At 60.1% G+C, this 26,650-nt stretch carries 28 protein-coding genes, 1 tRNA gene and 1 pseudogene; 5 read left to right on the forward strand and 25 right to left on the reverse strand.

Annotation, left to right across the window (positions count from 1 at the left end):
- Positions 1–30 precede the first annotated feature (30 nt).
- Positions 31–2,127, reverse strand: a complete 2,097-nt coding sequence (locus BBAG_RS06630; protein ID WP_033508819.1) for a glucose PTS transporter subunit IIA — start codon at positions 2,125–2,127, stop codon at positions 31–33.
- Between the two features lie 324 nt (positions 2,128–2,451).
- Here BBAG_RS06630 and pgm point away from each other — a divergent pair, with 324 nt between their 5' ends.
- From pgm to rpiA, 3 genes are all read left to right on the forward strand, one after another.
- Positions 2,452–4,128, forward strand: a complete 1,677-nt coding sequence (gene pgm / locus BBAG_RS06635; protein WP_033508820.1) for a phosphoglucomutase (alpha-D-glucose-1,6-bisphosphate-dependent) — start codon at positions 2,452–2,454, stop codon at positions 4,126–4,128.
- Positions 4,129–4,375: 247 nt separating this feature from the next.
- Entirely contained in the window at positions 4,376–5,338 is a 963-nt protein-coding gene (locus tag BBAG_RS06640) for a ribonuclease H family protein (RefSeq protein WP_033508847.1), read from the forward strand.
- Between the two features lie 108 nt (positions 5,339–5,446).
- Positions 5,447–6,145 (forward strand): ribose-5-phosphate isomerase RpiA, encoded by a 699-nt coding sequence (gene rpiA, locus BBAG_RS06645; RefSeq protein ID WP_003827246.1) that lies wholly within the window; start codon positions 5,447–5,449, stop codon positions 6,143–6,145.
- Between the two features lie 187 nt (positions 6,146–6,332).
- On the opposite strand, the gene BBAG_RS08370 is transcribed toward rpiA, so the two are convergent.
- A complete protein-coding gene (locus BBAG_RS08370) occupies positions 6,333–6,422 on the reverse strand; it encodes a 30S ribosomal protein bS22 (RefSeq protein WP_004268639.1) in 90 nt (29 codons plus the stop codon).
- Between the two features lie 84 nt (positions 6,423–6,506).
- On the reverse strand, positions 6,507–7,106 hold the full coding sequence (locus tag BBAG_RS06650) for a hypothetical protein (RefSeq protein WP_033508821.1): 600 nt from the start codon (positions 7,104–7,106) through the stop codon (positions 6,507–6,509).
- Positions 7,107–7,184: 78 nt separating this feature from the next.
- Here BBAG_RS06650 and radA point away from each other — a divergent pair, with 78 nt between their 5' ends.
- Positions 7,185–8,609, forward strand: coding sequence for a DNA repair protein RadA (radA, locus tag BBAG_RS06655; protein WP_033508849.1), 1,425 nt, complete (start codon positions 7,185–7,187; stop codon positions 8,607–8,609).
- A gap of 15 nt (positions 8,610–8,624) precedes the next feature.
- On the opposite strand, the gene ribF is transcribed toward radA, so the two are convergent.
- The 5 genes from ribF to nusA form a co-directional block, all read right to left on the reverse strand.
- Positions 8,625–9,797 carry a bifunctional riboflavin kinase/FMN adenylyltransferase gene (gene ribF, locus BBAG_RS06660; protein ID WP_003827250.1) on the reverse strand — a complete coding sequence of 391 codons (1,173 nt, stop codon included), beginning with the start codon at positions 9,795–9,797 and terminating at the stop codon, positions 8,625–8,627.
- An 84-nt stretch (positions 9,798–9,881) separates the two neighbouring features.
- Complete coding sequence (gene truB, locus BBAG_RS06665) at positions 9,882–11,018, reverse strand: tRNA pseudouridine(55) synthase TruB (protein WP_003827251.1); 1,137 nt, start codon at positions 11,016–11,018, stop codon at positions 9,882–9,884.
- The gene (gene rbfA, locus BBAG_RS06670; RefSeq protein ID WP_003827253.1) at positions 11,002–11,505 is read right to left on the reverse strand and encodes a 30S ribosome-binding factor RbfA; all 504 of its coding nucleotides are present in this window, start codon (positions 11,503–11,505) and stop codon (positions 11,002–11,004) included. The genes truB and rbfA overlap by 17 nt, the downstream gene beginning before the upstream one ends.
- Positions 11,506–11,742: 237 nt before the next feature.
- Positions 11,743–14,502 carry a translation initiation factor IF-2 gene (gene infB, locus BBAG_RS06675; RefSeq protein ID WP_035142206.1) on the reverse strand — a complete coding sequence of 920 codons (2,760 nt, stop codon included), beginning with the start codon at positions 14,500–14,502 and terminating at the stop codon, positions 11,743–11,745.
- 159 nt (positions 14,503–14,661) lie between these two features.
- The gene (gene nusA / locus BBAG_RS06680; RefSeq protein ID WP_003827258.1) at positions 14,662–15,702 is read right to left on the reverse strand and encodes a transcription termination factor NusA; all 1,041 of its coding nucleotides are present in this window, start codon (positions 15,700–15,702) and stop codon (positions 14,662–14,664) included.
- A gap of 75 nt (positions 15,703–15,777) precedes the next feature.
- Between nusA and BBAG_RS06685 the strand changes: the two genes are divergently transcribed.
- Complete coding sequence (locus tag BBAG_RS06685) at positions 15,778–16,608, forward strand: hypothetical protein (protein WP_003827260.1); 831 nt, start codon at positions 15,778–15,780, stop codon at positions 16,606–16,608.
- Between the two features lie 116 nt (positions 16,609–16,724).
- On the opposite strand, the gene BBAG_RS06690 is transcribed toward BBAG_RS06685, so the two are convergent.
- The 17 genes and pseudogenes from BBAG_RS06690 to rpsH all read right to left on the reverse strand — a co-directional run bounded on the left by BBAG_RS06690 (position 16,725) and on the right by rpsH (position 26,569).
- A tRNA-Ser gene (locus BBAG_RS06690) sits at positions 16,725–16,813 on the reverse strand.
- 82 nt (positions 16,814–16,895) lie between these two features.
- A pseudogene (locus tag BBAG_RS08375) lies at positions 16,896–17,243 on the reverse strand (circularly permuted type 2 ATP-grasp protein); the annotation flags it as partial.
- 174 nt (positions 17,244–17,417) lie between these two features.
- Positions 17,418–18,326 (reverse strand): tRNA pseudouridine(38-40) synthase TruA, encoded by a 909-nt coding sequence (truA, locus tag BBAG_RS06700; protein WP_003827264.1) that lies wholly within the window; start codon positions 18,324–18,326, stop codon positions 17,418–17,420.
- 187 nt (positions 18,327–18,513) lie between these two features.
- Positions 18,514–18,981: a 50S ribosomal protein L17 gene (gene rplQ, locus BBAG_RS06705; protein ID WP_003827265.1), complete on the reverse strand. Its 468-nt coding sequence runs from the start codon at positions 18,979–18,981 to the stop codon at positions 18,514–18,516.
- 84 nt (positions 18,982–19,065) lie between these two features.
- Positions 19,066–20,064 carry a DNA-directed RNA polymerase subunit alpha gene (locus BBAG_RS06710; RefSeq protein WP_003827266.1) on the reverse strand — a complete coding sequence of 333 codons (999 nt, stop codon included), beginning with the start codon at positions 20,062–20,064 and terminating at the stop codon, positions 19,066–19,068.
- Between the two features lie 78 nt (positions 20,065–20,142).
- Positions 20,143–20,541 (reverse strand): 30S ribosomal protein S11, encoded by a 399-nt coding sequence (gene rpsK, locus BBAG_RS06715; RefSeq protein ID WP_003827267.1) that lies wholly within the window; start codon positions 20,539–20,541, stop codon positions 20,143–20,145.
- 82 nt (positions 20,542–20,623) lie between these two features.
- Positions 20,624–21,001, reverse strand: coding sequence for a 30S ribosomal protein S13 (gene rpsM, locus BBAG_RS06720; RefSeq protein WP_003827268.1), 378 nt, complete (start codon positions 20,999–21,001; stop codon positions 20,624–20,626).
- A gap of 145 nt (positions 21,002–21,146) precedes the next feature.
- Positions 21,147–21,260: a 50S ribosomal protein L36 gene (rpmJ, locus tag BBAG_RS06725; RefSeq protein WP_003808136.1), complete on the reverse strand. Its 114-nt coding sequence runs from the start codon at positions 21,258–21,260 to the stop codon at positions 21,147–21,149.
- A gap of 21 nt (positions 21,261–21,281) precedes the next feature.
- Positions 21,282–21,500, reverse strand: a complete 219-nt coding sequence (gene infA / locus BBAG_RS06730) for a translation initiation factor IF-1 (protein WP_003827269.1) — start codon at positions 21,498–21,500, stop codon at positions 21,282–21,284.
- A gap of 177 nt (positions 21,501–21,677) precedes the next feature.
- On the reverse strand, positions 21,678–22,244 hold the full coding sequence (locus tag BBAG_RS06735) for an adenylate kinase (RefSeq protein ID WP_003827270.1): 567 nt from the start codon (positions 22,242–22,244) through the stop codon (positions 21,678–21,680).
- Positions 22,245–22,347: 103 nt separating this feature from the next.
- Positions 22,348–23,685, reverse strand: a complete 1,338-nt coding sequence (gene secY, locus BBAG_RS06740; RefSeq protein ID WP_003827271.1) for a preprotein translocase subunit SecY — start codon at positions 23,683–23,685, stop codon at positions 22,348–22,350.
- 184 nt (positions 23,686–23,869) lie between these two features.
- Entirely contained in the window at positions 23,870–24,322 is a 453-nt protein-coding gene (rplO, locus tag BBAG_RS06745) for a 50S ribosomal protein L15 (protein ID WP_003827272.1), read from the reverse strand.
- Positions 24,323–24,324: 2 nt separating this feature from the next.
- Positions 24,325–24,510 (reverse strand): 50S ribosomal protein L30, encoded by a 186-nt coding sequence (gene rpmD, locus BBAG_RS06750; protein WP_003827273.1) that lies wholly within the window; start codon positions 24,508–24,510, stop codon positions 24,325–24,327.
- 5 nt (positions 24,511–24,515) lie between these two features.
- Positions 24,516–25,244: a 30S ribosomal protein S5 gene (gene rpsE / locus BBAG_RS06755; protein WP_003827274.1), complete on the reverse strand. Its 729-nt coding sequence runs from the start codon at positions 25,242–25,244 to the stop codon at positions 24,516–24,518.
- Positions 25,241–25,612: a 50S ribosomal protein L18 gene (gene rplR / locus BBAG_RS06760; RefSeq protein WP_003827275.1), complete on the reverse strand. Its 372-nt coding sequence runs from the start codon at positions 25,610–25,612 to the stop codon at positions 25,241–25,243. Before rplR ends, rpsE begins: the two co-directional genes overlap by 4 nt.
- A gap of 1 nt (position 25,613) precedes the next feature.
- On the reverse strand, positions 25,614–26,153 hold the full coding sequence (gene rplF / locus BBAG_RS06765) for a 50S ribosomal protein L6 (RefSeq protein WP_003827276.1): 540 nt from the start codon (positions 26,151–26,153) through the stop codon (positions 25,614–25,616).
- A 17-nt stretch (positions 26,154–26,170) separates the two neighbouring features.
- Positions 26,171–26,569 carry a 30S ribosomal protein S8 gene (gene rpsH / locus BBAG_RS06770; RefSeq protein WP_003827277.1) on the reverse strand — a complete coding sequence of 133 codons (399 nt, stop codon included), beginning with the start codon at positions 26,567–26,569 and terminating at the stop codon, positions 26,171–26,173.
- Between the last annotated feature and the right edge of the window lie 81 nt (positions 26,570–26,650).

Genomic DNA, 26,650 nt, shown 5'->3' on the forward strand with positions numbered 1-26,650 from the left:
GTTTTCGTTCCCTTCCCGACGTCGATGTCGTCAGTGCTGGATGTCGAGCACTGCATCACCGGCCTTCACATCGATATCCGTCCTCGGGGTGACCGAGGCCAGGGCCATGGTGTTGGTTACCGTCATCAACGTTGTAGTGCTGTAGCCAGCTTCCTTGACCTTATCGAAATCAACCGTGACCAGCGTATCACCAGCACTCACTCGCTGATTGGTCTTTACGGCGACGGCGAAGCCCTCGCCATTCATCTTCACGGTATCGATGCCGACGTGCACGAGCACCTCCACGCCGTCATCGGTTTTGATGCCGAAGGCATGGCCGGTTTCGGCCACGGTGGACAGCACGCCGGACACCGGTGCCACCACGGTGGAATCGGTCGGCTGAATGGCGACTCCTTCGCCCAGGGCACGGGAAGCGAACACCGGATCGCCGGACTCGTCGAGGGACACGATATGGCCGGACAGCGGAGATCCCACAGTGGTGGTCTCCACAGCGGTCTTCGTACCGGTCTCGGCTGCCGGGGCGGCTTCGACGGCTGCCGGGGCATCAGCGGACTTGCCCTTGGCAGCGGCCTTTTCAGCGGCATAGTCGGCGGCACGCTGCTTGGCTTCGGCCTTCTGTTCCGGAGTGCGGTAGTCGAACATGGCAACCATCAGGAAGGATACGATGAACGCCGCTGCGATGGACACGCCGTACACCCACATCTGGTTGAACACCGGGATGGTCAGCAGGGAGGTGAAGGCGAATGCCGTAGTGGTCACGCCGTGCACGACCTGACCGGAGGCGACGGTGGACGGGAAGAGCCAGCCGAGAATGGCGATGACGACGCCACCGGTGGCGCAGCCGACCAACATGCGCTTGTAGACCATCTTGTAGCGCAGGTGGATGCCGTACAAGGAGGGCTCGGAAACGCCGCCGAGCAGGCCTGCGGCAAGCGCACCGAGCGAGGTCTGGCGCATAACCGGATCCTTGTCACGCATGGACAGGAAGAGCACGCCGGCGGTGGCGCCGAAGCAGGCGAAGTTCCAAGTGCCCATCGGGCCCTGGATGAAGTCGTAGCCCAACGTGTTGATGTTCATGATCATGAGGGCATTGAGCGGCCAGTGCAGACCCAGCGGCACCAGGAACGGGTACAGCAGCGGGATGATGATGGCGAAGACGAACGGAGCATGGGTGTTCATCCAGGACAGGCCAATACCGAGCTCGTTGCCTGCCCAGACGCCCAGCGGTCCGATGAGGAAGGCGGTCAGGGCACCGACGATGATCATGCAGAAGAACGGGACGAAGACCAGCTGCACGCTTTCGGGGATGATCTTCTTCAATCCGTGGTAGACGACTGCCAGCACGGCGGCCATGAGCAACGGCACGAACACGTTGCCGGAGTAGTCGCTCAGCAGCATCGGCAGACCGAAGATCTTGGCCGTGCAGGAGGTGGTGCCGAGCGCCGCGTTGGTAACGCACGTGGTGTCGGGGAAGGTCTTGGTGTCCATCAGGCTGGTGAACTGCGGGGTCATGAGCATGCCCATGATCGCGCCGCCCAGCCATGGGTCGACCTTCAGCTTCTTGGCGGCATTGTAGGCGACCATAATCGGCAGGAAGTAGAACACGCCCTTCCAGATGGCCTTGATGAACACCCAGCCCGCGGAGGCTTCGTCGTTCGGAATGACGTTCAGCGAGATGAGCAGGTTGACCAGAGCGATGATGATGGATGCGCCGAGCAGCACGCCCAGGATCGGGCGGAACGAATCGGAAAGGTATTCGAAGAACGAATCAAGCCATGCGAACTTGCCGCGGGCCTTGGCGCGTTCCGCCGCCTTGACCTCGGCATCGGTCATCTCGCCGGTGCTTTTCGCAGCCTTGCCTGCGGACGCCCCGGCCTTGGCCATCTCCGGCAGATGCATGATGTCTTCGTATACGTTGGCGACTCCGCCGCCGATAACGACCTGGTAGCGGTCGCCCGACTGCGGCACGGTACCGAGCACACCCTTGGTACCGTCGAGACGGGCCTGATCGACTTTGCCGGCATCCACGAGTTCGAAACGCAGACGCGTGGCGCAATGAGTGAGACTGCGGACATTCTCAGCACCACCGATCGCGGCGATGATCTGAGACGCGGTTGACTCAGCCATGTTCTCTTCCTTCCTGTACATTGTCATTCTTCGTTCCTGCGCTGTGCCGCCACAAACAAAAAAGACCTGAGACACGACATGCATATGCCGAGCCTCAGGTCTTGCGTCGTAATGGACTAGCAACCCTGCGAGTAGTCGAATGAAAATTAGCTTACCCTATGTTTACACGATTGGCAAAACTTTCGCTCGGCAACGTAAAGGTTTGCTGTCATATATCTACTGCCATCTTCGACACGCCGAACAGCGAATTTATGCCAACGTTTTCAATGAACAAAACATGACATTACCGCACATTCGCCTATGGTCCGTGGCACAATAGAGCGCATGGTTGCAAACAATGCGGGCAAACCCGCCACCCCAGCAGATCTGATCAATGTCGACGAAGTCATTGGCAAGTACTACGACGTCGTCCCCGACCCCAACGTCCCGGAGCAGCGCGTCTCCTTCGGCACCTCCGGACACCGCGGATCGTCTCTGAAGACCTCCTTCAACGAGGCCCACATCGTCTCCATCACCCAGGCCATCGCCGAATACCGTAAGAAGGCCGGTGTGACCGGCCCGCTGTACATCGGCCGTGACACCCACGCCCTGTCCGAGCCGGCATGGAAGACCGCCATCGAGGTGCTCGTCGCCAACGGCGTGCGCGTACGCATCGATTCCCGTGACGACTTCACCCCGACCCCGGTTGTCTCCCAGGCCATCCTGACCCACAACCGCGCCGCCGACGGCACCCAGCGCTTCACCGGCGACGGCCTGGCCGATGGCATCGTTGTCACCCCGTCCCACAACCCGCCCACCGACGGCGGCTTCAAGTACGACCCGGTCACCGGCGGCCCGGCACCGGCCGACGTGACCAACGCCATCGCCGACCGCGCCAACGAGCTGCTCGGCGATTTCAAGAACGTCAAGCGCGTGCCGTTCGAGCAGGCCATCAAGTCCGATCTGGTCGAGCGCTTCGACTTCCGTGAGCATTACGTGGCCGATCTGGAGAACGTCATCGACTTCGACGTGATCCGTTCCTCCGGCGTGCGCCTGGGCATCGACCCGCTCGGCGGCGCTTCGGTCAACTACTGGCCGCTCATGAACGAGAAGTACAACCTGACCATCGACGTGGTGCGCCCGCAGGTCGACCCGACCTGGAGCTTCATGACCATCGACCATGACGGCAAGATCCGTATGGATCCGAGCTCCCCGTACGCCATGAAGGGTCTGGTGGACTCCCTCAACAACGGCGCATGGGACAAGTACGATCTGGTCGGCGGCACCGATCCGGACGCCGACCGCCACGGCATCGTCTGCCCGAACTGGGGCGTGATGAACCCGAACCACTACATCGCCGTGTGCGTGGAGTACCTGTTCGGCGGCAACCGCCCGGGTTGGCCGGAAAACGCCGGCATCGGCAAGACCCTCGTGTCCTCCTCCCTGATCGACCGCGTGGCCGCATCCATCAACGCCAAGCTCGTTGAGGTACCGGTCGGCTTCAAGTGGTTCGTGGATCCGCTGTTCAAGGGCGAGGTCGCCTTCGGCGGCGAGGAAAGCTCCGGCATGTCCTTCCTGCGCAAGGACGGCCGCGTGTGGACCACTGACAAGGACGGCCTGATCCCCGACCTGCTGGCTGCGGAAATCACCGCCAAGACCGGCAAGAACCCGGCCCAGCTGCACCAGGAGCAGGTGGAGCGTTTCGGCGAAAGCTGGTACAAGCGCGTCGATACCCCGACCACGCTCGAGCAGAAGCAGAAGTTCGCCAAGCTCACCGGCGACGATGTCGAGGCCACGCAGCTGGCCGGCGAGGACATCACCGCCAAGCTCACCGAGGCCCCTGGCAACCACGCCAAGATCGGCGGTCTGAAGGTCATCACCGAGAACAATTGGTTCGCGGCACGCCCCTCCGGCACCGAGAACATCTACAAGGTGTACGCCGAGTCCTTCGAGTCTCCTCAGGCTCTGGATAAGGTGCTTGCCGAGGCGACCGAGGTCGTGGACAAGGCTCTGGCCGAGTAGTCCCCGTTCCGTTCCCTAGCCTAAGCGCCTGTCTCTGGTCCACAAGAATCAGAGGCAGGCGCTTTCCTGTATCCGTGCAGCCATCTGCGCATATGCCTTCGCTACCACCCATACGGGAAATCCGCGCAACCGCACCCACCTAGCAATATGACAGCGTGCGGCAGCGTCGGACGGACTTCGTAGGGTTATAGGCATGACGATTACGATCTCCACAGACGGCTCTGCACTGGGCAATCCCAACGGTCCCATGGGATGGGCATGGGCCGATCATGCCAAGAACGCCGGCGGCACGGAAGGGCACCATCACGATGAGCGCGGGTACGACCACGGTGGCGCCACCAACGGCACCAATCAGATTGGAGAACTGTGCGCCGTGCTCGAAGCCCTGCGCGCGCACCCCGGCGCCGAGCCGCTGCTCATCGAATCCGATTCGCAGTACGCCATCAACTGCTCCACCAAGTGGGTGAAGGGCTGGAAAAGAAACGGCTGGAGGAATTCGCAGAAGAAGCCTGTGAAAAACGTTGAACTGATCAAGGCCATCGATGCCGAAATCGCCAAAAGGGAAGGCCCCGTCGACTTTCGATGGGTGAAAGGCCATGCCGGCAACGTCGGCAACGAACTGGTCGACGAGCTGGCGCGTGGGTACGCCACGGACTGCCGTTCCGGCGCCAAGGACGGCTATCTGCCCATTGAAGGATGGCAATCCCTGCTGCATTCCGATTACGCCGAGGGCACTGACGTGCCTCCGGATGTTCAGCTGGTTCTGGAAGGCAAAGCGAGCGCCGACTCGCTCAGACCGCAATATGCCGTGGACGAGGCAACCGGCGACGACAAGCCGGCGACGACGGCAGAAACGACAGCGGAGCACCGCGTGAAACAGCCTGTGAAACAATCTGAGCAGCGGGATGACGCGGTCCTGCCGCCCTCCGATGAGCTCTTCGGCCGCACGCAGCATACCAATGTCGACAACGCCGCAACCGCAACATCCCTACCTCAGTCAGCCGCCCCCTCGCCATCCCGCCCAGCGGCTCACGTCGGAGCCTCCTCCGGCCTGCGTGTCTCAGGCGACCTGGTCTTCTCCCCCGCTCCGAAGACCAGCCCTTATTTCACTGGCGAACCGATGCATATTCACGGCTTCCTCGAAGTGGAAGGATATGTGGACGGCGACGGCAACCTGCACCTCGTCAATGCGCCATTCACCAGACGGTAGCCCCGCACACTACAATAGGCAGAGCATACCGTCGCCATCATGGCGCGGTAGGATGGAATCAACTACTGGCAATGACGCTGCACAGCGCCCATACAACAAGGAGAAGGCATGGATAAAGCACAACAGGACGCAATGAAGAAGGCAGCCGGCATCGAAGCCGCCAAGCTTGTTCACAACGGCATGATCGCCGGACTCGGCACCGGTTCCACCGTAAGGTTCCTGGTGGATGAGCTCGGCCGCCGCGTGCAGGAGGAAGGACTGCAGTTCACCGGCGTCACCACCTCCCGCCGCACGCAGGAACAGGCCGAAAGCTTCGGCATCAAGATCGTGGACATCGATGACGTCGATCACATCGATGTGACCATCGACGGCGCCGATGAGGTCGACAAGGACTTCAATGGCATCAAGGGCGGCGGCGCCGCACTGCTGTGGGAGAAGATCGTGGCGACCAATTCCAACAAGATCGTCTGGATCGTCGACGAATCCAAGGTGGTGGACACCATCGGCAAGTTCCCGCTGCCCGTCGAGGTGATTCCGTTCGGCGCCGGCCAGGTCGTCAAGAAGTTCGAAGCCAAGGGCTATAAGCCAGTGCTGCGACTGGATGCGGACGGCAAGGAAGTACGCACCGACGAGAACAACTTCGTGGTCGATCTGCATCTTGAACGCATCGACCACCCGACCGAGCTGGCCGAGGATCTTATCAACACCGTGGGCGTCGTGGAACACGGCCTGTTCCTCAACATGGTCGACACCGTGATCGTGGGCAACCCTGACGGCCCGCGCATCCTGACCAATTCCAACAAGTGACGCGCGCCATCGTCAACGGCTGAACACTGCGAAACGGCCCTGCGGACAATGATTCCGCCGGGCCGTTTTGTCATGACCGGTACACGGTATTTCCGATTCCCCGCAACCCGGTGATGCGCATCGCCAGATAAACAAACCCCGCGGGCGTATGCCTCGCGGGGTTTCAATGCCTTAAAGCCTTGTAAGACTACTTGCGCTGGTGGCGGGTCTTACGCAGCAGTTTGCGGTGCTTCTTCTTGCTCATCCGCTTGCGGCGCTTCTTGATGACGGAACCCATCTGAAGCCTCCATTCCGATTAATCGTAAAGTTGCAACTTTTCAAACTATACACGTTCTTGCGGACTATGCGCCACACCCGTGTATCACAATGGGAACTTCTGGACGAAACGTTCTATGCCGCTCGCAGGACCGGTGGCCTGAAACACGACCGTATCGTTGTACCACACCGCCGTTGCGAATTTCGGGTTCTCTGCATTTTCCTTAATCACGTATTCCCCGGTCTCATTGCCTTGCACCTTCACCGCCCCGGAATACAACGTCTTGCCGCTGAGATTGCCGGTCAGGGAATCATACTGCGTTTTCGCGGAATCGGATGCACTCCATTGCCCGACGATCACAGTGATATTGCCGCTCTTCGCGCCAGTGCCATAGGTCACCGTATATTCCTCCAACGGCGAAGCCGACTTCCAGGTTTCGGAAGCATCCGCCTTGGTACGGGCATAATTCAGCACACTATCGGGCATGGCCTTAAGCAATTCGGTGGCGTCCTTCGGCAAGGCAGCGGCATCGATGCTGGGCTTGGTCGGCTCCGCAACCTGCTGTTGCTGCGACTGATCGACCTGCTTGCTCAATGCCCAGCCGGGCCAGACGAAAGCCGACATCATGGACAATACGATGATTGCCACAGCCGCGATGATGACAATGAACAACTTGCGATGCGATGAACTGCGTGTATTCGGCATAATCCGATTGTGACACAGCCGCCTGACGCTCAAGGCTCGCATATGGACTTGTCGCTTTGCCCCGGTAGCGTCGGTTCCATGGCAAAGACGTCCGTGCAATACCTATGTTCAGAATGCGGTTGGAGCGGCCCGAAATGGGTGGGCCGTTGCCCCGAATGCGGCCAATGGGGGACGGTCGAGGAATTCCACGAGGCACGCCCGGCCGCACGCTCCCGTACAGCGGAACCGGGGCGCACCTCGCGGACCAAGGCAAGCGACGCCATCGCGTCTAGCGCCGCCACCGCGATCACCGATGTCGCAACGGACAGTGTGGAACGCGTCGCCACCGGATTCCAGGAATTCGACCGCGTACTCGGCGGCGGCATCGTCCCGGGTTCCGTAGTGCTGATCGCCGGAGAGCCTGGCATCGGCAAATCCACGCTGCTGCTCGAAACCGCCGGCAATATCGCCCGTTCCTACCGGAACGCCAACGGCACCGTATTGTATATCTCCGGCGAGGAATCCCAGGCGCAAGTCCGCCTACGCGCCACACGCATCAACGCCGTGGAGCCGAATCTTCTGCTCGCGGCCACCACCGATCTCGCCACGGCGCTCGGACTGATCGAACGCTATAAGCCCACACTCGCCATCGTCGATTCGGCGCAGACCATCATCTCGCAGGATGTCGATGGCATTTCGGGGGGTTCGACCCAGGTGCGCGAAGTGGCAAGCGCGCTTATCGACACCGCGAAAACCCTGGACGTACCGGTGCTGCTGGTGGGGCATGTGACCAAGGATGGCTCGATCGCCGGCCCACGCACATTGGAGCACCTGGTGGATGTGGTATGCCAGTTCGAAGGCGATAGCGCAACCGCACTACGACTGCTGCGCGCGGTAAAGAACCGTTTCGGGCCGACCGATGAGGTCGGATGCTTCGATATGAGCGGCGAGGGCATCGAAGAGGTAAGCGACCCTTCGGGCCTGTTCCTGTCCTCGAACGGGGATGCCGGCAGCACGCCGGTCGAAGGTACATGCGTCACGTTCACACTCGACGGTCATCGGTCGTTGCCCATCGAAGTGCAGGCATTGGTCACCGACTCCGTGCTGCCTACGCCACGACGAGCCGTCAATGGCGTGGATAACAGCCGTATCGCCATGCTGACGGCCGTGCTGTACCGCCACGGCAAACTCAACCTGCTGGGCAATGATCTTTATGTATCCACCATCGCAGGCGGCATCGCCAAGGAACCCGGATGCGACCTGTCGATTGTCGCGGCGCTGGCCAGCGCCGCTAAGCACACGCCTATCGCCCGAACCACCTGCGCAATAGGCGAGATCTCGCTCACCGGCCAGGTCAGGCCGGTGCCACGCTTGGAATACCGGTTGCGTGAAGCCGCAAGACTGGGGTTCACCACCGCAGTCACACCGGTGCTGCGCAAGCGGGTCTCCGTGGCGGGGCTGAACATCATACAGGTCGATTCGCTGCGTGACGCATTGGAATCGCTGGGACTTGCAGGCAGGTAGTCTCCTGCCCACGTCTTACTGCCGTGAGGTGATCTCCCTGGTGGTCTGCACATTGCGCTTAAGTTCGGCAACCAGTTCATCCGCGCTGCCGAACTTCACCTGCGGTCGCAGGAATCCGGCAAACTCCACCCGCACGGTGTGGCCATACAGTTCAAGCCAGTCCTCGCTCAGGCAGTAGGCTTCGACCACGCGTTCGTATCTGCCGGTGGCTTCGCTGAACGTGGGTTTGGTGCCGATGGAGATAGCAGCCGGCCAGCGCTGCGCGCCGACCGCGTTACACACCAGTTCCACACGATCCTCAAGCCCCGCGTTCGCAGGGGCCTTGCCAAGATCGACCAGCCAACCGGCGTATACGCCATCCACCGGCAGATATCCGGTGATGCTCGCACCCAGGTTGGCAGTGGGGAATCCGATGGAACGCCCGCGTTCCTCACCATGCACCACTTCACCGGTCACCGCATGCAGATGGCCGAGAATCGCATCGGCCTCGTTGATCCTTCCGTTGCCCAGCAGATAGCGAACATTGCTGGAACTCCATGTACGCACGGGCTTGGCCTGGTGCTTTTTGCTCCACGCACGCCGCTCGGCCTTGGTCGCGCCTTCCAGCGGATTGGCCGGCTCGCCCCACTTGCTGGGCATCTGCGGCATCCAATTGCGTGGAATACGCACTTCGCCGGGCCCGCGATCATCCACCACATCCAGTTCGAAAACACCGGTGGCTGCCGCAAGATTCGCAATCGCCTGCACGTCGCCTTTACGCCCTGCGCCCAATGCGGCGTCGGAGCCAAGCACCAACGTACGCATGCCAAGCTTGCCGGTGAGCTGGCCAAGGAAGAAGATATAGGACTTTTCCGCAAAGGCCAGCGAATAACGCACCACATACACCTGTTCGATGCCGGCCCGTTCCATGGCGGCGATGCGCTCATCCACACCGGAAAGCGCATCGGCATCCACTTCCGGCGTGTTGCCGCCGTGCGCATGCACAAACGCCGGGCGCGGATCGAACAGCATCACCGCAGAACCGGCATCATGCCGCTTGGCGAGTTCCACGACCCGGTCGATCACCGCCTGGTGACCGCGATGCATGCCATCGAATGCCCCCAGCGTAATCACTACGCGGCGGTCCTTATCCACATCGGGCCATTCGATGTCGCCGTGCTCGTCGGGGATCAAAGTCGTGATGTTCATGCGTGATGTCCTTCGCGTTGTGCTCTTTGCGTTCACGTTCCTACGTTGCGCCGCATCCACTGTAGCAGGCGGCGTTCCAAGCCGTTATTGCACGGGGAACACGGTAATCGGTTTGGCCTGATGCGCATTGGCACGGCCGATGATGGCCACGACGTCGGCCTCGCTCCGCTCGTTCGCATCGGCGGGAACATAGGCTACGGTGTCCTGACTCACCACCCGCTCGATACGGCGGCCGAAGCGTAACTCCACGGCTTCCTCCCCGCTAATGGCCACAGTAGGCATAGCCCCCTGCGCGGCCTCCAGCATACTCAGCGCGTGATGGAGCACCCATGCGGTACGTTCGGCGCCCTGCCCGTACGGCGTATCGAGCACGGCCCGATTACGGGTGATGGTCTCCCCCTCACGATTTGTGAAGGTTTTTCGCTCGGTATGCGCCGTAATAACACGTTCCCGATCGACCTTGGCATCGACACACCCACTGGCATCGTCGGGCAGCGCATAACGACCGACTCGGGTACGACGCAGTCTGGTCAGGTATCCCCCCACACCGAGCTTCGCTCCCAAATCACGTGCCAGTGCGCGAATATACGTGCCGGACGAGCAACTGACACGCACATCCACGTCGAGTACCGGTTCCGCATGATCCGCGTCGGCCGATTCACTCAATGGGCACGTCGCGTCCGCCATGCCGACGTATCCTTGTCGCACGTCACGCACGGTGAATTCGCCGATGACGACCTTGCGTGCCGTAAGCTCCACGTCGTTGCCTTCGCGGGCAAGATCGTAGGCACGTTTGCCGTTGATTTTGATGGCGGAGAACGTGTTGGGAACCTGTTCGATGGTGCCGAGGAAGTCCCTGCCGATGGCGTCTTCCACCTGTTGTCTCGCCTGTTGAAGGTCGGTGGCCAGATTCAGTGACCGGACTCCTTCGGCAGCATCATAACGGCGAATCTCACCCTCGGCATCATCGGTGGTGCTACTCAGGCCAAGGCGTATGGTCGCCTCATAGGTCTTATCGTGCTCCACAATGGCGCTCAGCAAGCGTGTGGCACGCCCGAAAGCGATGACCAGCAGACCGGTGGCCATCGGGTCCAATGTGCCGGCATGCCCGACTTTCTTAATATGCAGGGTGCCGCGCACAGCGGCGACCATATCGAAACTGGTAACCCCCTGAGGCTTGTCCACCAACAGCAAGCCGCATGGCTCAGGCTTCGTCGTCATCGTCCCAATCGTCGTCATCGTCCCAACCATCCGATTCCGGATCTTCCGCGGTCTCCTCAGGATGCTTGTACGGATCGGCCTCACCGGCATACTGGGCGGTTTCACGCGCCTTGGCGAGTTCCTCGTCGCGCTTGCGAGCCACAGCGAGAATATCTTCGATCTCGTGTGCCTCGCCGGGCACCTCGTCGAATACGAATTGCAGCTGCGGCGTCAGGCGCAGACCCGCCTTGGTTCCCACCAGGGAGCGCAGACGACCCTTGGCCTGATTCAGCGCCTGCTGGGCACGCTTGCGTTCGCCATCTTCGTGGCCTTCATGACCAAGCTGGGTCCAATATACTTTGGCGAGCTGCAGATCGTTGGTCACACGAACCTCGGTGATGGTGATATTCGCCAGACGCTTGTCATGCAACTGGGCCTCCATCGAGGAGGCGATCACACGCTGGATCAGTGCCGCGATACGCGCGGCGCGTGGGTTGGTTCCTGCCATGAATCTTCCTTACATAGCTTGTTTCGTCTTATATCGTCTTGCATCGTTTGGTTACGAATTCCCGCACAGCCATTCCCGGTGCGGGGATTTGCCGTCTTGGATTTCGGTATCACGCGAGAATCCACCCGGGCATAGGCTCATTAAACGAAGTCAGTGCACGTTTCCGACCCACAGTATTCCTGTGAATCGGAAACGTACACTGATCATTCATACGGTTGGCGTTGCCGAATACGGCGTCTACTTACGCTCGATCTCGCGCATCTCGAAGGTCTCGATGATGTCGCCGATCTCGATGTCGTTGAAGCTGCCGAGATTGATACCGGCCTCGTAGCCTTCCTTGACGGACTGCACATCGTCTTTGAAACGACGCAGGGAGGAGATCTCCAGATCGTTGACGGTAGCCACGCCGTTGCGCAGAATACGGCACTTCGTACCACGCTTGACCTCGCCGTCCTGCACCATGACGCCGGCGATGTTGCCGAACTTGGAGGAACGGAAGATCTCGCGGATCTCGGAGTGGGAGGTGGTGACCTCCTCGTATTCCGGCTTCAGCATGCCCTTGAGGGACGCCTCGATGTCTTCGATGGCCTTGTAGATGATCGAGTAGTACTTGATCTCCACGCCTTCGCGCTCGGCCAGATCAGCCACCTGACGGTTCGGACGCACATTGAAGCCGATGATGACGGCCTTGTCGACGGTTGCCAGGTTGACATCGTTCTGGGTGATGGCGCCGACACCGCGGTGGATGACCTGGATGCCGACCTCGTCGGAGACCTCGATCTTCATCAGGGAGTCTTCCAGTGCCTCGACGGAACCGGAGGAATCGCCCTTGATGACGATGTTGAGCATATCCACCTCGGACTTGGCGAACTGCTCCTTCAGGCTTTCGAGGGAGACGATCTTGCGACGCTTCGCCAACTGTGCGGCGCGCTCAGTGGCCTGACGCTTCTCGGCGATCTGACGTGCCGCGCGGTCGTCGCCGGCCACGAGGAAGAGATCGCCTGCGGTAGGCACGGAGGTAAGGCCGAGCACCTGCACCGGACAGGACGGGCCTGCGGTCTTCATCTGCTTGCCGTTCTCGTCAAGCATGGCGCGCACGCGGCCATACGAGGTACCGGCAACAATCGAATCGCCCACATGGAGGGTACCGGACTGCACCAGCACGGTGGCCACGGCACCGCGCCCCTTGTCGAGTCGCGCTTCGATGGTGGCGCCGCGAGCGTCCATATCCGGGTTGGCGCGCAGGTCGAGTTCGGCGTCGGCCGTGAGCAGCACAGCTTCCAGCAGCTTGTCGACGTTCGTGCCCTGCTTGGCGGAGATGTCGACGAACATGGTGTCGCCACCGTATTCCTCCGGCACAAGACCGAACTCGGTGAGCTGACCACGCACCTTATCAGGATTGGCGCCTTCCTTATCGATCTTGTTCACCGCCACCACGATCGGCACGTGTGCCGCCTGGGCGTGGTTGATGGCTTCGACGGTCTGCGGCATCACGCCGTCATCCGCGGCGACCACGAGGATCGCGACATCGGTAAGCTCGGCACCACGTGCACGCATGGCGGTGAAGGCCTCATGGCCAGGGGTGTCGAGGAAGGTGATCTTGCGCTGTTCGCCTTCAAGGGTGACGGAAACCTGATATGCACCGATACGCTGGGTAATGCCGCCAGCCTCGCCTTCGATGACGTTGCTTCGACGGATGGTGTCCAGCAGTCGAGTCTTACCGTGATCGACGTGACCCATAACGGTGACGACCGGCGGACGAGGCTTGAGATCCTTGTCGTCCTGCAGTTCCTCTTCGTCAAGGTCGATGTCGAACTGCTGCAGCAGTTCCTTGTCTTCCTCTTCGGCGGAAACCAGCTTGATATCCCAGCCGATCTCCTCGCCAAGGATCTGGAAGGTCGCCTCATCGAGGGACTGTGTGGCCGTAGTCATCTCACCGAGATGGAACATCACGGTGACAAGGGCTGCCGGATTGACGTTGATCTTCTCGGCCAGATCGGCAAGGCTTGCACCCTGACGCAGACGAATCACCTGACCGTCGCCGCGCGGAATACGCACGCCGCCGATGGTCGGTGCTTTGATCTCCTCATATTCGCGGCGCTTCGCCAGCCTGTTCTTGCGGGCCTTCGAAGACTTGCCACCCTGACGGCCGAATGCGCCTGCGGTACCGCCGCGACCACGACCGCCGCCACGAGCGGGACCATTGTTCGGAGCGCTGCTCGGGAAGTTGCTCTGCTGACCGCCGCTGCGGAAGCCACCACGTGCACCGCCGCTCTGCTGGCCGCCGCGCTGTGCGCCACCGCCATTACGGTTCTGCCCCCACTGGCCCGGACGTGCACCCTGCCCGCCCTGGGCCGGACGACCTCCACGGAATCCGCCACGACCGCCACGACCGCGACCGCCATGCCTATCCGCGTTGTTGTTCACCGTCGGGCGAGCCATCGGATGCGGACGCGGAATATCACCCGGCGTCGGAGTATGCATGCCCTGCTTACGGCTGAATGGATTATTGCCTGGGCGCGGGCCTGGAGTATGCGGACGCTGCGCCGAGGAACCGCCCTGTGCTGCGTGCTGGGCCGGAGCGGGCTTGGGCCCCGGCTTGGCGGGACGTGCGCCAGGCTTGGACTGCTGCGCATGCTGAGCGGCGGGCCTATCGCCACGCTGCTGGGGGTTGTTGTTCCTATGAGGCTTGGGCCCTGGTACGGCGGAATGCTTAGCCGCGCCCGGCTTAGCGGGACCGGGCTTTGCCGGACCAGGCTTTGCGATCGGCTTCGGGGTTGCCTTGGGAGCAGCTGCCTTCGGCTGTTCTTTGCCTTTACCCTTGGCTGCGCCGTCGCCCTTCGGAGCCAGGGCTGCCTTGAGCTTACGCTCGACCGGCGGCTCGACAGTGGAGGAAGCCGACTTGACGAACTCCCCCATATCCTTCAGCTTCTCCAGCACGGTCTTGCTGTCGAGGCCAAGGTCCTTGGCGATTTCATATACGCGTGGTTTTGCCACTACTTGTTCTCCTATCTGTGACCACGCGCCCGCGCAGTCAATGCTCGATGACGGTGAGCCTGTTCATCGTGCAACCATAATCGTGTGTATCCTCGTCGTTCGACTAAGAGCCTACTTATGCCTGATAATTTCCGGCACAAGCATACCCAAAGCGTTGGATTACTCGTCCGCCTGCTCGGTCTGCTCGGCCATCTTCTTGGCATGGGTCTCAGCGGACTCAATGCCGATCTTCCAGCCGGTAAGCTTGGCGGCAAGACGAGCGTTCTGGCCTTCCTTGCCGATGGCCAGCGACAGCTGGTCATCGTGGATGAAGGCGATGGCGGTCTTGTTCTTCTCGCTGATGATCTGAACGCCGGTGGCAACCGCCGGGGACAGCGCCGATGCGACGAACTTTGCCGGATCGTCGGAGTAATCGACGATATCGATCTTCTCCTGGCCAAGGTTCTCCATCACCGCACGAACGCGAGCACCGCCGGGGCCAATCAGGGCACCCTTCGGATTGACGCCTTCGGTGTTGGCCTTGACCGCGATCTTGGTTCGCGCGCCGGCCTCTCGAGCGATGGCCATAATCGACACCGCGCCGGAAACCAGTTCGGGAACCTCGCGTTCGAACAGGCAACGCACCAGTTCCGGATGGGAACGGGAGACGATGATCTCCGGCCCCTTCAGACCACGGCCAACGTTCACCACGTAGACGCGCAGACGCTCGCCATGGCGATAACGCTCACCAGGCACCTGCTCACGACGCGGCAGCAATGCTTCCACATCGCCCATGGCAATATGCACATTGGAGGAGTCCTTCACGTCCTGCTGCACGATGCCGGTAATCAGCTTGCCCTTCTGGCCGCTGAACGCACCGAAGATCTTCTCATCCTCGGCATGACGGAACAGCAGCGTGATGACCTGACGAGCGGTGGCGGCAGCGAGACGGCCGAAATCCTTGGGAGTGTCGTCGTATTCCTCACCCAGCGTGGGTGCGGGATGCGGATTCTCCTCGGTCGGGGTTCCGGGAATCTCGTCGGCGGCCCACACGGTGAACGTGCCGGCGCGATCGTCAAGTTCAATACGTGCATGCTTGGCGGCATGCGGCGTCTTCAGATATGCGAGACGCAACGCCTCGGAAAGAGCATCATCAAGTGTTTCAGCGTCAATACCCTGCTCCGCTGCGAGCTTATGAATTCCTGCCAGGTCCAGTTCCATGTTCCGCAAGACCTCCCTTTAAATTATTGCGTACTAGGCTCATATGGTCATAGTTAGTGTTTATTCTACTGTTTTATGCAGACACTTCGAGACGCTTCCCTTCATGGCACAAAGGCTCTGGCGATAGCAGCCGCCGGAGCCCTTCTTCTGTCTCTTGAGGGATGCTCGACTCCGAATCTCGAAGCACAGGTCAACGAGGCCGCCAAACCAGACACTTGTGAAAGCGCCTACGAATCCGCCGTATCCAGCAATAGCGCCATGGCAGCCGGCAGACCGCTGATGAGCCGCTACCTCAACGCCCTGATCGCAGCCTCGTCCTGGTCCTCCGTGTCCGTCTCGTGCCCGGCAAGAGCCGCTGAAGGCATCGCACACGCCGCACAGGCGGCTTATACGGCCCAGCAGCTCGCAGGACGCTTGGGACTCGCCGCGGCATCTGCGCCCAGCGTGGATTTCGGCGCGTTGGTCAAGCTCGATATGGACACTGACGTATTGCTCGATATCGCCTTGGAAGAGGATCGTGCGGGTTTCTCGCTTGGCGTATTGGCCGCACGTGGCGTCGATAACGCCACATTGGCGGCCAGCGACGCCCATAAGACCGCAGCCCAACGTCTGGTCTCGCTCTCCGGTGCGAGCTCGGATCCACGGCAGAAAGTGTATGCCGTCGACCAGCTGATTTCGCATCCGCAGACCGTTCACGACCCGGCGAATATGCTTGAGACTCCAACGCTCGCCGCCATCGAGATGAATTGCGCTCGATCCTATCTCACGGCTCTTACGGATTCGAAGCATATTTCCAAGAACACCCTTGCCTGGCTTGCCGATACGGCAAAGGCAAGGCTCTGGCATGCCTACGAGCTGGGCTATCCGCTTGTTGACGAGGCAGTGCTATCCCAGCAATCCGAGTAGTCAGAACCGATGCACATAGACGGCACTTGTATCGCCTAAAGCGACCAAGGATGCTTTGGCGATAAGAACCGTTACATAACAGAAAACCGCAGCCGTTGGGCTGCGGTTTTCTGTATTGGCGGATAAGGCGAGATTCGAACTCGCGGAGGGGTTCGCCCTCACACGCTTTCGAGGCGTGCTCCTTAGACCGCTCGGACACTTATCCATTGTTGCAAAGCAACTTGTCTATTATGCCATAAAAAACCGATACGGCAAATCGTGTCGGACGTGTCATGTCTTTGCCCTACGAACACGCCTCCAGGCGGGGTGACGCCGTTCACTTGCGGATAATAGCCGGCCGACGTGTAGACGAATTCCTCGGGTATCACGCCGTCGTGAACGATCTGCTTATCGGAATAGATGTCGTTCAGATAGGCGTTCAACGCCTGCACACGCTGCTTAAGGCCTGCTTCAAGACGGTCGAACTCATCGGATTCGATGATGCGCGGCACGGGATCATAGGGGAACAACCGATCGTGATATTCGCCGTCCTTGTATACGCCGGAACGCACACCGTTGCGGCTGAGCTCGCGATTGATCTCCTCGCGCCGGGATACCAGCTCCTTTGCCAATGTACGTGCCGCTGATTCGATCATTCGCCCGACCCCTTCCGCTCGTTCGACATTCCCGCCGTCTGGCGGTGCCTGCGATACGAACGAACGTAGAGAACCGGCGTTACCGTAAGCGGGCTTTGATGTTACGGTCTTGACACGTCGGAAATATCCCTGAAAAACGGGAGCATCGAAGGCTCCTTGACCCCGCCTATGCCGTCACGGCAAGGTGCGCTTCGCCCGAATCGCCTGCGCACGAGCGGCCAGCTGATCGTCTGCCGGGTAGGCGACGTGTTCCAAGGTCAGCCCCTGCGGTGCGATCGGTCCTGTGCTGCCTTCTCGCTTGGGAACGGCCATCTTGCCTTTGAACCAGTCGAGATCGCGCTTGTCCAACCCAACCTGCACACAGCCATTGACCAGCGAACGTACCATATTCCGGGCGAAGGCATCGGCGACGATGGTGAAGCACACCAATCCCGATTCGAATGTCGGCACGACATACCCCTTCCCCGCCATCGGCTGGGCAATCAACGGTTGCGCCGGTACCCTCGCCCAATCCGCCTGTTTCACCTCACGGATTGTGGTGCCTCCGGGATTGGGCGTGGCAAAGGATCCAAAATCGTGCAGCCCAATGGTCTGCGCCGCGGCAAGATTCATCGCCTCGATATCGAGATCGCCGTCGATATGCAGCACGCAGCCGCGCAGACGCGGGTCGACTTCGCTGCTTCGATCGGCGATGCGATACACATAGGTGCGTTCCAGGGCGGAGAATCTGGCGTCGAAGCCGACTGGCGCCTCGCTGATGCGATGGATGGTGATGTCGTCGGGCAGCACCCGTTGCAGACGATGTTCCAAAGCCGTCACTGCAGGCACTTTCATATGGCCGACCGCTCGTTCCAGTATGTCCGGCGACATGTCGATATGGCATACCTGATGGCTGGCGTGCACGCCGGTGTCGGTGCGACCGGCGACCACCAGGCGAAGCGGTTCTGACGCATCGTTCGGATCGACGCGCAGAATACGATGCAAAGCTTGTTCGATCTCCCCCTGGACCGTGCGAATATCGGGCTGTACCGCCCATCCATAGAATCCGCCGCCGTCATATGCCAAATCAATCCGAAGTCTCATAATCCCCCATAGTACGAAATCCCTCGGCCTTCACCACCATTGGTCCCTTCACCACCATGGACTAGACGCCATCGGTATGCCGATCCGGCTTGCCGGCAGACGCACTTGTCTACTGCATGCGCGTCGAATATGGAAAAGGCCGGGAATCACACGGATTCCCGGCCCCTCAGTCAGTTATGGAACCGACTCACTCAGCCTTCTCGGCCTCGTCCTTGGCTTCCTCAGCAGGAACTTCAGCTTCGGCGGCAACCTTGGTTGCGGCTTCGGCTTCCTTCACGACAGCCTTCTTCGGGCTCACCGGCTCGGTGACGAGCTCGATGATGGCCGCAGGCGCATTGTCGCCGGTACGGGAGGCGATCTTCACGATGCGGGTGTAGCCGCCTTCGCGCTGCTCCATCTGCTCAGCGATCTCAGTGAACAGCTTATGCACCACGGACTTGTTGCGGATGACGCGCATCACGCGACGGCGGGAGTGCAGATCACCGCGCTTGGCGAAAGTGATCAGACGCTCAGCCAGCGGACGAAGACGCTTGGCCTTCGGCAGCGTGGTCGTGATACGGCCGTTCTGGAACAGGCTGGTAGCCATGTTCGCGAGCATAAGGCGCTCGTGTGCCGGGCTGGACGCCAGACGCGGGCCCTTCTTGGGTGTAGGCATTGTTACTCCTTTTGCCAGGCCGGTTCAGGTGGGCAAGAGCCCGAACATCCGAACCGGTCAAGCGGTTGGTCGAAGATTATGCGATCACTCGTCTTCCGGGGAGAAGAAAGTGCCGCCTTCGAGATTATTGGGGTCGAAGTCGCCGAGCGGCGAAGCCTTCAGGGAAAGACCCAAGGACTGGAGCTTCTCCTTAACCTCGTCAATGGACTTCATACCGAAATTACGGATGTCGAGCAGATCCTGCTCGGTGTGGGAGACAAGCTCACCGATGGTGTGGATGCCCTCACGCTTCAGGCAGTTGTAGCTGCGCTGAGTGAGGTTCAGATCCTCAATCGGCACGGCATGCTCAGGATTGGCTTCCTCCACCACGGGAGCGGAACCAACCTCAACGCCTTCAGCCTGAACATTGAGCTCACGGCACAGACCGAAGAGCTCCACCAGGGTGGAACCGGCGGAAGCCACCGCATCACGCGGGGAAATGGCCGGCTTGGTCTCCACGTCCAGAATGAGCTTGTCGAAATCCGTGCGCTGTTCCACACGGGTGGCTTCGACCTTGTAGCTCACCTTGAGCACCGGGGAGTAGATGGAATCAACCGGAATACGGCCGATTTCGTCAGCATCCTGCTTGTTCATCGACGCCGGCACGTAGCCACGGCCACGTTCGACGGTGAACTCGATCTCGAGTTCGCCGTCTTCGGCCAGAGTGGCGATGTGCTTATCGGGGTTGGCGATGGTTACGCCGGCAGGAGGGGTGATATCGCCAGCAGTGGCTTCACCCTTGCCGCTCTTGCGCAGGTACATCACAACAGGCTCATCGTATTCGCTGGTCAGCACGATGCCCTTGATGTTCAGCAGGATCTCGGTGACGTCTTCCTGCACGCCCGGCAGAGTGGTGAACTCATGCAGGGCACCGGAGATACGTACCGAAGTGACAGCGGCACCCGGAATCGAGCTCAACAGGGTACGGCGCAGCGAGTTGCCAAGCGTGTAGCCGAAGCCCGGTTCAAGCGGTTCGATAGTAAAACGGGAGCGCTGAGGATTCAGCGATTCCTCGGTAAGAGTCGGACGCTGTGCAATAAGCACTGTGGTATCCTTTCAGCTTCTGATCGGCGGTGCACTCGCCGAACATAAGCACGTTGGATGAATATTGTCTTATAGTGCTCAGACGCGACGGCGCTTCGGGGGGCGAACGCCGTTGTGTGCTTGCGGGGTGACGTCGGTGATGGAACCGACTTCAAGACCTGCAGACTGCAGGGAGCGGATAGCGGTTTCACGACCGGAACCCGGGCCCTTCACGAATACGTCGACCTTCTTGACGCCGTGTTCCATCGCCTTGCGGGCGGCGGACTCGGCAGCCATACCGGCAGCGTACGGCGTGGACTTACGGGAGCCCTTGAAACCGACGTCGCCACCGGAAGCCCAAGACACCACAGCGCCGGACGGATCGGTGATCGAGATGATCGTGTTATTAAAAGTGGACTTGATATGCGCCTGCCCGACCGGGACCGACTTACGGTCGCGGCGACGAGGCTTGCGCGCGGCTTGCTTCTGAGCTGCCATTGATCCTCGTTTCCTAGTAACGAATTTCTTGCAGGCCTACGCGATGAGGATCCACTCCTCGTGGCGTATGCCATGCCACCTACTACTTGGTGGCCTTCTTCTTTCCGGCGACCGTGCGCTTCGGGCCCTTGCGGGTACGAGCATTGGTCTTGGTGCGCTGACCGCGCACAGGAAGACCCTTACGGTGACGCTGGCCTTGATAGCAGTTGATCTGAATCTTACGACGGATATCGGCGTCGATCTCACGACGCAGATCGCCCTCGATCTTGAAGTTGGCTTCGAGGTAGTCACGCAGCGTGATCAGCTGCTCGTCGGTAAGATCCTTGACGCGAATATCCGGGTTGATTCCGGTCGCAGCAAGCGTTTGCTTCGCACGAGTACGACCCACACCGAAAATGTAGGTGAGGGCGATCTCAATGCGCTTCTCGTTAGGGATGTCGACTCCGGCAAGACGTGCCATTGCGATTCCTTCTGTTCTCCGTAGGTCTTGCACCCTCTCGTCCGGTTGGACCGGCACGAGCCTACGTACTCGTGGTTCAACGTCGCTTCCCAAGGGAAGGCGCTGTGAGAAAGTGCCTTGTTACTTATGCCGCTGGGGAATCTGCTCAGCCCTGGCGCTGCTTGTGGCGCGGGTTGACGCAGATCACCATGACGCGGCCGTGACGACGGATCACGCGGCAGTTTTCGCAGATCCTCTTCACACTAGGGCTGACCTTCATGGTTTTCCTTTACTTGTACCTTTACTTATAACGGTACGTAATGCGTCCGCGAGTCAGATCGTACGGGCTCATTTCGAGCACCACGCGATCCTGCGGGAGGATGCGGATGTAATTCTTCCGCATCTTTCCGGAGATAGTGGCCAGCACGATGTGCTTGTTCTCAAGTTCAACGCGAAACATGGCGTTCGGCAGCGCTTCGACTACCTGACCTTCGACTTCAATCACACCGTCTTTTGCCATAAGCTCCAGTCCATCCTTGTGGGTGCATTACTTGACGTTTCCGAAGAAACACCAACTTGCAAGAATACACAGCAGGGCCCCCAAGATCACAGACGGCGTGTCTTTGCGATCTTGGGGGCCCTGCAGCTACCGTTTACACGGTGGTTTGCCATTCCCTCTCAGGGAATTACCACCGGATCAGCGCGCATCGAGCGCTTCGACGATGTTCTTCTGGATGGCGTCGATCTCGCCGACACCATCGATGGCAACCAGCTGACCACGGCTCTTATAGGTGTCCAGCAGCGGAGCGGTCTCCTTGGCATAGGTGGCAAGGCGCTTGGCAATGGCGTCCGGAGTGTCGTCGGTACGGCCCTGCTCTTCGGCACGCTTGGCGATGCGAGCCATCAGCACGTCATGGTCGGCGTCAAGGGCGACGACGGCATCAAGCGGGGTGCCCAGCTCTTCGAGCATGGCGTCAAGGGCTTCGACCTGAGCCGCGTTACGCGGATAGCCGTCGAGGATCCAGCCGTTCTTGGTGTCGTCTTGAGCCAGACGATCCTTGACGATGGAGTTGGTGAGCTCGTCAGGAACAAGCTCGCCCTTGTCCGTGTAGGCGATGACCTTAAGACCAAGCTCGGTCTTGCCTTTGATGTTGGCACGGAAGATATCGCCGGTGGAGATGGCGGGAATGCCGTAATGCTCGGCAAGCAGAGCAGCCTGAGTACCCTTGCCAACGCCCTGGGGGCCCATAATCAGCAGACGCATGAGATTTCTCTTTCTATTCTGTTGGGGTGGTTATACGTAACGGAGCGCTACCGAAGTGAATTTCCGTAGCGCTCCGTGGAAAGGCTAGGTCAGAGTCGACCTATCACTTGCCTTCCTTATGATCGGTGTTTTCGAACAGGAAACCAGCATACTGGAACTGCTCGGTCTGAGCCTTCGCCTGGCGCAGCGTATCAAGGCCGACGCCTGCGATGATCAGGATGGTCGTACCACCGAACGGAAGCTTGGCGTTGAGGTTCAACGCCATGATCAGTACAGTCGGAATCAACGCCACGAACAGCAGGTACACGGCGCCGACGGTGTTCAGACGGTTCATCACGTAGGTCAGGTAGCGGCTCGTGGCGCTGCCTGCACGGATACCGGGAATGAAGCCGCCGTACTGCTTCATGTTGTCGGCGGTCTCGTCCGGGTTGAACGTGATCGACGTGTAGAAGAAGCAGAAGAACACGATCATCAGTGCATATAGCGCGATGTACCACACCGAAGTGGTGTTGGCCAGATTGGCGTTGATCCACTTGACCCAGGACTGGTCGGAATTGCCGAACTGTGCGATCAGCGTCGGGATGGCCAGGATGGAGGAGGCGAAGATGGGCGGGATAACGCCGGACATGTTGATCTTCAGCGGCAGGTAGGTGGAGGAGCCGCCGTACATCTTACGGCCGATCATACGGCGGGTGTACTGCACCGGGATACGGCGCTGGCACAGTTCGACGAAATCGACGAAGATGAGGATGACCACCAGCACGGAGACCACGATGGCGAACTTGCCCCAATCGCCGTTCTTGCCGTTGGTACCGTAGCCGATCTCCCACAGCTGGGGCAGGAAGCCGGAGCAGATGGACATGAAGATCAGGACGGACATGCCCTGGCCGATGCCCTTATCGGTGATGAGCTCGGCCATCCACATGATAAGGCCGGTGCCGCCGGTCATGATCATGACCATGACCACAAGATTCCATACAGAGCCATCGGGGATCACCTGGGAGCACTGGTAGTTGAACAGTGCGCCGGAGCGAGCGGTGACGAGAATGGTGGTGGACTGCAGCACTGCAAGTCCGATGGTCAGATAACGCGTGTACTGGGTCAGCTTGGTCTCACCGGACTGGCCTTCCTTGTGCAGCGCCTCGAAGCGAGGAATCACCACACGCAACAGCTGGATGACGATGGACGCGGTGATGTACGGCATAACGCCCAGTGCGAAGATGGACAACTGGAGCATGGCGCCGCCGGAGAACAGATTGACAAGTCCGATGAAGTTCTCCTGATTGCCGGACAGCGTGGTAACGCACTTCTGCACGACCTTGTAGTCCACACCCGGGGTAGGAATGAACGAGCCAATGCGATAGATAATGATGATGAAAAGAACGAAGAGGATCTTCTTCCTCAGTTCCTTCGTCTTCAAGGCCTGGATTAACGTCCTCACCTAGATTCCTCCCTTATGGTGTTAGGCGCACAATTGACACACCACAAAACAAATGCAATTCACTAACGCACGAGCATAGTCGACAGTGTCTACTTCGTGTGAACACATCTCACAAAAAAACGAATATGGCTCCCTTGTACAAGACAAGGGAGCCATATTCGTATCACACTACCGAAAACTTCAATCAGTCTTCGGAGATGGAACCGCCTGCGGCCTCAATCTTGGCCTTGGCGGAGGCGGAAGCCTTCACGCCCTTGAGCGTGTACTTGACGGTGGTCTCACCATCGCCAAGGACCTTCACCGGGTAGCCGTCGCGGACGGCGCCCTTGGCAACCAGATCGGCCACCGTCAGCTCGCCACCCTCCGGGAAGAACTCGGCAAGCTTGGCGATGTTGATGACCTGATATTCGGTCTTGAACGGGCTCTTGAAGCCACGCAGCTTCGGCAGGCGCATGTACAGCGGCAGCTGGCCACCTTCAAAGCCCGGACGAACGTGCGTACGCTTGGTCTGACCCTTAGCGCCACGACCAGCGGTCTTGCCCTTGGAGCCTTCACCACGGCCCACACGAATGCGGTCCTTCTTGGCGCCCGGGGCGGGCTTCAGATCGTGCATCTGCAGAATTTCGTTATCTGCCATAATCAGTCAGCCTCCTCAACGGTGACCAGGTGACGAAGCGCATTGACCATGCCGCGCACAGCCGGAGTGTCCTCGCGGACAACAGTCTGGCCGATCTTGCGCAGGCCGAGGGTCTGTGCAGTCGCACGCTGGTTCGGCTTACGGTTCACGAGACCGTGGTGCAGAGTAATCTTCAGGTTCTTAGCCATGTGAATCACTCACCATCCTTCGCTTCAGCGGCAGCCTCTTCGCGAGCCTTGCGAGCTTCGGCAATGCCGGCTGCACGAGCGCGCAGCAGAGCATCCGGAGCAACTTCCTCGAGGGACAGGCCACGGCGAGCAGCGATCTCCTCCGGCTCCTCAAGCTGCTTGAGGGCGTCGACGACCGCACGCACCATGTTGATCGCGGTGGGCGAACCCATGGACTTGGTCAGAACGTCGGAGATGCCAGCGCACTCCATGACGGCGCGCACCGGACCACCGGCGATTACACCAGTACCGGGAGCGGCCGGACGCAGCAGAACGGTGCCTGCGGCATCATGACCGATGACCGGGTGGGTGATGGTGCCACGCACGCGCGGCACGTTGAACATGTGCTTCTTGGCGTCCAGCTGACCCTTGGCGATAGCAGCCGGGACCTCACGGGACTTGCCGTAGCCGACACCCACGGTGCCGTTGCCGTCGCCGACCACCACGAGGGCGGCGAAGCTGAACGTACGACCACCCTTGTGGGTCTTGGACACGCGGTTGATGGTCACAACGCGATCAAGGAGCTCGTCGCCCTTGTTCTCTTCGCGACGGTTGCGACGCTCACCACGACGGCCTTCGCCACGCTGGCCGCGACGGCCACCACGACGATCGTCGTTGGACTTCTCTTCAGCCGGAGCGGCCTGAGTGTTCTGAGTCTCTTCAGCCACTTGAGTTTCCTTCACTTCTTCGCTCACAGTGCCAGACCTCCCTCACGGGCGCCTTCAGCAACAGCTGCGACACGACCGGTGTACTTGTTGCCACCACGGTCGAACACGACGCTGTCGATGCCAGCGGCCTTGGCCTTTTCGGCAACCAGCTCGCCGACCTTCTTGGCGGCCTCGACCTTGGTGCCTTCAAAACCAGCGAATTCAGCGGTCAGAGTGGAAGCGGACACCAGGGTAATGCCCTTGGTGTCGTCCACAATCTGGGCGACCATGTGACGGTTGGAACGGGTGACCACCAGGCGCGGACGCTCGGCGGTACCAGCGATGTGCTTGCGGATGCGTGCGTGACGGCGCTTGAGAGCAACCTTCTTGCCTTTTCCGAGAATAGCTACGCTCATATCACTTACCAGCCTTTCCAGCCTTGCGCAGAATGCGCTCGTCGGTGTACTTGACACCCTTGCCCTTGTAGGGTTCCGGAGCGCGCAGCTTGCGGATATTCGCAGCAACCTGACCCACAACCTGCTTGTCGGTGCCCTTGACGATCACCTGGTTGGGGTTCGGCAGTTCGAACTCGATGCCTTCCGGCGGGTTCACGGTAATGGTGTGGGAGTAGCCGAGGAAGAACTCGATGCCCTTGCCCTTAGCGACGGCGCGGTAACCGGTGCCGACGATATCCAGGGTCTTGGTGTAGCCTTCGTGCACACCCTTCACCATGCCGGCGATGATGGAGCGGCTCAGACCGTGCATTGCACGAGTCGTGCGCTGATCGTCAGCCGGGGTCAGGACGATTTCATTGCCTTCGACGGCAGCGGTGATGCCCTCAGGAATCACGTAGGAATCGGAGCCCTTAGCGCCCTTAACCGAGAAGTTCTGACCTTCAATCTTGACTTCCACGCCAGCAGGAACGGTGACGGGGAGCTTACCAATATGCGATGCCATGTTTCAGCTCTCCTTTCTCACCACACGTAAGCGACGATTTCGCCGCCAATGCCTCGGTCGAGGCATTCCTTCTGGGTCAGCAGTCCCGACGAGGTCGAGATGATTGCAATACCAAGGCCACCGAGCGGCATCGGCAGGGAATCGGACTTTGCGTAACGACGCAGGCCCGGCTTGGAGATGCGCTTGATACCCTGGATGGAACGTTCGCCGTTGGGGCCGTACTTGAGGGTGACCTCAAGAGTCTGGCCGACTCGTGCTTCCTTGGCGGTGAAGTCCTTGATAAAGCCTTCGCGCTTCAGAATCGCGGCAATGTTCGCCTTGAACTTGGAGTACGGCATATCCACGGTTTCGTGCTTTGCCGCGCTCGCATTACGCAGACGCGTAAGCATGTCTGCGATCGGATCTGTCATTGTCATTGTGGGCTAGTGCCCTTTCTCGCCGTGGTTTCCGCCGCCTATCCCCTATCGGAGAATCAGCCGCGGACCTTCAGCGTCGAT

The organism is Bifidobacterium angulatum DSM 20098 = JCM 7096, assembly GCF_001025155.1.
In the GTDB taxonomy this organism is placed as follows: domain Bacteria; phylum Actinomycetota; class Actinomycetes; order Actinomycetales; family Bifidobacteriaceae; genus Bifidobacterium; species Bifidobacterium angulatum.

Excerpts from the sequence above, each read along its gene's own strand:
- rpmD (WP_003827273.1), bottom strand. The coding sequence starts at position 24,510 with ATGGCTAAGAACCTGAAGATTACTCTGCACCACGGTCTCGTGAACCGT.
- rbfA (WP_003827253.1), bottom strand. The coding sequence starts at position 11,505 with ATGGCAGGAACCAACCCACGCGCCGCGCGTATCGCGGCACTGATCCAG.
- rpsH (WP_003827277.1), bottom strand. The coding sequence starts at position 26,569 with ATGACAATGACAGATCCGATCGCAGACATGCTTACGCGTCTGCGTAAT.
- BBAG_RS06650 (WP_033508821.1), bottom strand. The coding sequence starts at position 7,106 with ATGCCGAATACACGCAGTTCATCGCATCGCAAGTTGTTCATTGTCATC.
- nusA (WP_003827258.1), bottom strand. The coding sequence starts at position 15,702 with ATGGAACTGGACCTGGCAGGAATTCATAAGCTCGCAGCGGAGCAGGGT.
- BBAG_RS06735 (WP_003827270.1), bottom strand. The coding sequence starts at position 22,244 with ATGCGTCTGCTGATTATGGGCCCCCAGGGCGTTGGCAAGGGTACTCAG.
- rpsK (WP_003827267.1), bottom strand. The coding sequence starts at position 20,541 with ATGGCAGCTCAGAAGCAAGCCGCGCGCAAGCCTCGTCGCCGCGACCGT.
- BBAG_RS06640 (WP_033508847.1), top strand. The coding sequence starts at position 4,376 with ATGGGATGGGCATGGGCCGATCATGCCAAGAACGCCGGCGGCACGGAA.
- rpsM (WP_003827268.1), bottom strand. The coding sequence starts at position 21,001 with ATGGCACGTCTTGCCGGAGTCGACATCCCTAACGAGAAGCGCATTGAG.
- rpmJ (WP_003808136.1), bottom strand. The coding sequence starts at position 21,260 with ATGAAGGTCAGCCCTAGTGTGAAGAGGATCTGCGAAAACTGCCGCGTG.
- rplF (WP_003827276.1), bottom strand. The coding sequence starts at position 26,153 with ATGGCATCGCATATTGGTAAGCTCCCCGTCACCGTTCCTGCTGGCGTG.
- pgm (WP_033508820.1), top strand. The coding sequence starts at position 2,452 with ATGGTTGCAAACAATGCGGGCAAACCCGCCACCCCAGCAGATCTGATC.
- ribF (WP_003827250.1), bottom strand. The coding sequence starts at position 9,797 with ATGAACATCACGACTTTGATCCCCGACGAGCACGGCGACATCGAATGG.
- BBAG_RS08370 (WP_004268639.1), bottom strand. The coding sequence starts at position 6,422 with ATGGGTTCCGTCATCAAGAAGCGCCGCAAGCGGATGAGCAAGAAGAAG.
- radA (WP_033508849.1), top strand. The coding sequence starts at position 7,185 with ATGGCAAAGACGTCCGTGCAATACCTATGTTCAGAATGCGGTTGGAGC.
- rplO (WP_003827272.1), bottom strand. The coding sequence starts at position 24,322 with ATGGCAGATAACGAAATTCTGCAGATGCACGATCTGAAGCCCGCCCCG.
- truA (WP_003827264.1), bottom strand. The coding sequence starts at position 18,326 with ATGAGACTTCGGATTGATTTGGCATATGACGGCGGCGGATTCTATGGA.
- truB (WP_003827251.1), bottom strand. The coding sequence starts at position 11,018 with ATGACGACGAAGCCTGAGCCATGCGGCTTGCTGTTGGTGGACAAGCCT.
- rplR (WP_003827275.1), bottom strand. The coding sequence starts at position 25,612 with ATGAGCGTAGCTATTCTCGGAAAAGGCAAGAAGGTTGCTCTCAAGCGC.
- rpiA (WP_003827246.1), top strand. The coding sequence starts at position 5,447 with ATGGATAAAGCACAACAGGACGCAATGAAGAAGGCAGCCGGCATCGAA.
- BBAG_RS06630 (WP_033508819.1), bottom strand. The coding sequence starts at position 2,127 with ATGGCTGAGTCAACCGCGTCTCAGATCATCGCCGCGATCGGTGGTGCT.
- infA (WP_003827269.1), bottom strand. The coding sequence starts at position 21,500 with ATGGCAAAAGACGGTGTGATTGAAGTCGAAGGTCAGGTAGTCGAAGCG.
- BBAG_RS06685 (WP_003827260.1), top strand. The coding sequence starts at position 15,778 with ATGCAGACACTTCGAGACGCTTCCCTTCATGGCACAAAGGCTCTGGCG.
- rplQ (WP_003827265.1), bottom strand. The coding sequence starts at position 18,981 with ATGCCTACACCCAAGAAGGGCCCGCGTCTGGCGTCCAGCCCGGCACAC.